At 40.5% G+C, this 4818-nt stretch carries 2 protein-coding genes; one reads left to right on the top strand and one right to left on the bottom strand.

Annotation, left to right across the window (positions count from 1 at the left end; translation table 11 throughout):
• The first annotated feature begins 61 nt into the window (after window positions 1–61).
• Window positions 62–2944 (top strand): hypothetical protein, encoded by a 2883-nt coding sequence (locus E5355_RS18775; protein ID WP_136011524.1) that lies wholly within the window; start codon window positions 62–64, stop codon window positions 2942–2944.
• Window positions 2945–3077: 133 nt separating this feature from the next.
• Here E5355_RS18775 and E5355_RS18780 read toward each other — a convergent pair whose 3' ends face one another.
• Window positions 3078–4616: an RNA-binding domain-containing protein gene (locus E5355_RS18780; protein WP_136011525.1), complete on the bottom strand. Its 1539-nt coding sequence runs from the start codon at window positions 4614–4616 to the stop codon at window positions 3078–3080.
• Window positions 4617–4818 lie beyond the last annotated feature (202 nt).

Consider the following 4818-nt stretch of genomic DNA (forward strand, 5'->3'; position numbering starts at 1 on the left):
GAAATGGGAAATTATTCACTTTTTATTTTTTTAAATTTATAAATTTAAAGTTTTTTCAATTATGAACAAAAAGTTTCTAAGTGTAATCCTGTTCAGTGCCTTAATGGTTGGTACTGCAGGTACATTTGTTTCTTGTAAGGACTATGATGATGACATCGAAAACTTACAGAAGCAAATTGATGAAAACGCTAAGGCTATAGATCAGATTAATAAGCTGATTTCAGACGGTAGCGTAATAACAGGGGTAGTCAAGGGAGCAAATGGCATCACTATTACTCTTAGCAATGGTAATTCTTATGAAATTACCAATGGCTCAAATGGTACAAATGCTGCAGTATGGAGCATCGGAGAGGATGGCTATTGGTATAAAGATGACGTAAAACAGGCTTATAAAGCCGTTGGCGAAGAAGGAGGTGACGGTTGCTACTATAAGCCTAATGAAACAACTGGGAACTTTGACATCTACAATGCTGATGGTACCTTGAAGGAATCTACCAATATCTCTTGGAAAGGTACGGGCATTACAGCTGTGGAAGATGGCAACGACGTAATTCTATACAACGTGACAAAGGCTGATGGTACAATAGGCAGTGTCACAATTTCAAAGAGCAACAACTTGCGTAGCTTGGTTTTTATCCCGCAGGCATATGTTGATGGTGTGCAAGGTTTGACTTACGATTCCTATGCCTACAATGCACTAACTTTGTCTGATAAAGATTCCAAGGCAGAAAAAGCAACAGCTGCAGCTACCAGCACTACTATCAACCCGGTTGTCTATGCTGAATATCATGTAAACCCAGCCAACGCCAATGTTGACGAATTGAAAGACCAACTTTCATTCATCGTGAAACCGAATCTGGATTATATCAGTTCACGTGCTGCTGCTTCCAATGACTTTGGAATGGTTCCCGAATTCGTTTCCTTTAAGGACGGTATTTTGAAAGTTAAAGTCAATATCAAAGGAATAGCTGCTACAGAAGAGAAAATTTCTGTATTTGCATTGAATGTAGAGAAAGAAAATGGTGAAGATGTTACTTCTGATTATGCTACAGTATTCAAGAAAGATTTGAGTGACTTGGCTATCGCTGACCCGGCTGCCGAAGCTGCAAAGAAAGGTGTCGCTGATAAAGACGAGCACTATAGAACTAAAATTGCTGCTGTAGATGCTGACGCATACAATCAAAAGATTGTTTGGGAAGAAGGAACTACTGAGGCAGAATCTAAAACATACTGTGATACCATTGTTGTTTACAACCAAAGCTTAGACTTGACGAAATGCGTAGAAGCCCATGAATTAGTATGTGAAGGTGGTGACAAGATCAAAGTTGCCGATTTGGAGAAACTTGGTTTGAAGTTCGCATTCGATGTGGTAAAGAATTATAAGGTAGGTGATCCTGTAACCGATCAGGCAGACTTCGTAACTTTGGCTGATGGTGTTTTGACTCCGAAAGTGTATGAAACCGAAGGCCGCGCAGCAATTGGTCGTACTCCGATTGTACGTGTTCGTTTGATGCATGGTGAGAATATCGTAAAGGTAGCTTACATCAAGGTATTCATTGCAGATGAGACAAGCACTCCTGTTACTAACCAATATGAACTGACTATCGAAAACTTCAAGTACGATTGCGATGAGGCTGCAGCTTCAAAACTGTCAACTGTTAAAGATATGAACGTTCAGGTGTACAATGAAATCGGTTTGAGCAAAGAACAATTCCATGCAACTTATCCGTATTTCTACGACTATGGTGCAAACCAGACTCCGGAAGATTTGGGTATTTGTGAAGAAACAACAGATGCAGAAACTCAAGCTACTCACGTAATCAAATGGACTATCTCTAAAGACGCTTTGTGGGAAAATGCCAATAAGCAGCTGACTCACCGTGTAAGATATTATGCAGGCGAAAATCAAACAGGTGCTTATGTTGAACTGGTACTGAAAGCTACAGTAGAAGATATCCAGAAATCTTACAATGTAGCAAAGGCAGACTTCATTTCCAACTATTGGGATGCAGACAAAACTTATACCAAGTTTAATGTTGCCGTACCAAGTACTACAACAGATGCTGACCCAACTCACTGTACATTCATTAATGATTTGAATTCTCCATTCACAACTTGGGCAAAGAATAGTACTGAAGGAACTCCGGGCGTACTGAAACTTGACAAAGCAGTGACTGGTATAGAATACTTCTTCTGCGCTGATGACATCAAGAATATCACTAAGATTGGTGATATTGATGTAGTCTTCACTACAGATGAGGCTGGTACGACATTGTACGCTACAGTAGGCAACGTAAGAGAAGAGATAGCTGTTATTAACAATGCTGGTTCTACCGCTCCTAACACTGTAACCTATAACAAGGAAAGTGCTATTGCCAAACAGCTGTTGAACACTGGTGCTATGTACACTTATATTGGTGCCACTGGTCGTGTATGCGATGACGATACTAAGGTAGTGACTATTACATTTGATAATAAAGATCACTTCAAGGCTAACTTCATCCGTCCGGTCAACATTGCAGAACAAGCTGCTGATAACTTCATCGATGCTGTTGACTTTGGTGAAAAGGGTTCATTCATCCGCTTGGAAGATTTGATTGCTCCTTACGACTGGCGTGATCGCTACTTCAGTGACTATGCTAATTACTGGGGCTTCTACGGACCATTCAAGATTACTGCCGATGTAGATAACGCAGAATGTGACTTGAACGGTACTCGTCAGGCTGTTCCTGTAACAGTTGAGTTGAAAGCTAACACATATACCACAATGGGTAGCGGTGATGATGCTAAGACTTCTAAGTATGGTTTCATCACTTACAAGAACAATGGTACTAAAGTTTCAGCATTCAATATCTACGTTAAAGTTACCGTAGAATATGGTTGGGGTACCATCAAGACTGATTTCATTACAGTTCCCGTAAGCTCTACTATCACTAATAACTAAAGTAAACAAGTTATTAGAAGATAATAAATAAAAGAGTGGATATAGTCTCACAAAGAGATTATGTCCACTCTTCTTTTATAGTGCCTCCAATAATAAACCAACTGTCAGAACAAGTCTTGACTATTACACGTTATTAGACAACTTCCCAGTACCCCGATGTTCTACTGCCAATCCGAGTTATCAGTCCCTCCCGTTTAAGCAGCGCTATTCTATTTTTTATTGTTCTCTCAGAAAGTTTTAGCACTTCACTCAGCTGTCCAATGGTTATATATGGATCTTGTATAATTGCTTCCAGTGTACTTTGGGCAATCTTTGGGCAATCTTTGGGCAATCTTTGGGCAACATTAATTTCATCCTGCCCCATATTATTCAGTGACGTGCCGGTATTGTCCTTCATTCTGACTACATTACCGCATCCTTCATGTACGGGTATGAACATGAGGAAGTAACTACGTTCCTCATCGGTTTCGATAGAAGCACGTGGTGAACCGTTTTTAGCCAGCTCATCTTGGATTGTGGGGATTCCGGTACAGCGACCTTCCGTCAAGTCCAGTTCTTTCAAGAAATCGCCCAAGCGATTATTCTTGTATCGACGTGAATGAAGACTTTTACACTCCCACAAAGCTTCGTTTGATATAGAACGGTCCGGTCCTGAAAGGCTTAATATTCTTATCCCTTCCGGTTCTACGGTTATCTCCACTTCTTGCTGTTCCTGATAATCGCGATGATACATCGCGTTAACAACACTCTCCTCAAGTGCCTGATACGGATAATTGAACCACCGTTCCGACTGCATCCTGTCTTTCGGTTTCGAGACATATTCTGTTATGACAACGTCTTTTAAATATTGCATCGCTCCTCTGATGATTGTTGGAACAGAGCCTTTGAACGTCTTTTCTGAAAAACGGTTGGGGTTCTGTATCTTACCCTCAGGAAAAACCACAATGGATATTTGGGTATATGGAAAGAACTTTTCGGGGTGGTTACTAAACATCATGGCAGCCACGTTCTTTATCATCCGATTCTCTGTAGGTCCAATCAGCAAATCCAGCCGTTCAAGCAGCTCCATTGTATCAAGATGTTTCAATTCACCCACCATCCGGCTTCTCACCTCCTGCAGATACTCACGAATCAATACATAATCAATATCCTCTTCTTTGATATCAGGATTGCCACGCCCATCAAAAGGCACACGGCTTGCCATATCCCGCAATTCATCGAGTACCTCACCTTTAGCAACAATACTACTCGTTCCAGAACGTATATAAAAAGCTTCGCGCTTATCATTGCCATTCGTCACATCCATACGGATTGAATAGGGACGATTGACACCGGTAGGTGCCCATATTACTACAAGGTTGCTTCCATCCACTTCTTCAACAGAAATGCGTGGCAGATAATATGGAGCAAACAGATTATTGAAACCCACCATCTGCTGCTGTATCTTATCCAACTGTCCGGTCGGCACACCGGCAACAGGACGTTTAGGCATACCGTTTTCTTCTTCTACACCGATAATGATATAACCTCCCCCAAGATTATCCAAATCATTGGCAAAAGCACAAATAGTATGGTATATACTCGCAGGATTCCAACCTTTTTTGAACTCCACCCGATTACTTTCCACTTTATTACGATGCAGCAGGTCTTCTATGTTTATTGGCAGTGACATATAGTGTTCAATTATTTAATTCCACCAATGAGTATAGTCAGTATGGTGTATTCGTATTGCAATTTTCAATACGAAGTTTCTCGCAAATATAAGAAATATATTCGTCTCCCTTATATTCATCTAATTTATTTATATTGCAGGATAAACCCTTTTATAAATAAATTGGAAATGAGCAGAAATGAAATTACCTTACAGGAGATGT

It is taken from the genome of Bacteroides muris (ex Afrizal et al. 2022), from assembly GCF_004793475.1.
Classification (GTDB): domain Bacteria; phylum Bacteroidota; class Bacteroidia; order Bacteroidales; family Bacteroidaceae; genus Bacteroides; species Bacteroides muris.

Bases quoted from the DNA above. Each gene is read 5' to 3' on its own strand.
- E5355_RS18775 (WP_136011524.1), top strand. From the start codon at position 62: ATGAACAAAAAGTTTCTAAGTGTAATCCTGTTCAGTGCCTTAATGGTT.
- E5355_RS18780 (WP_136011525.1), bottom strand. From the start codon at position 4,616: ATGTCACTGCCAATAAACATAGAAGACCTGCTGCATCGTAATAAAGTG.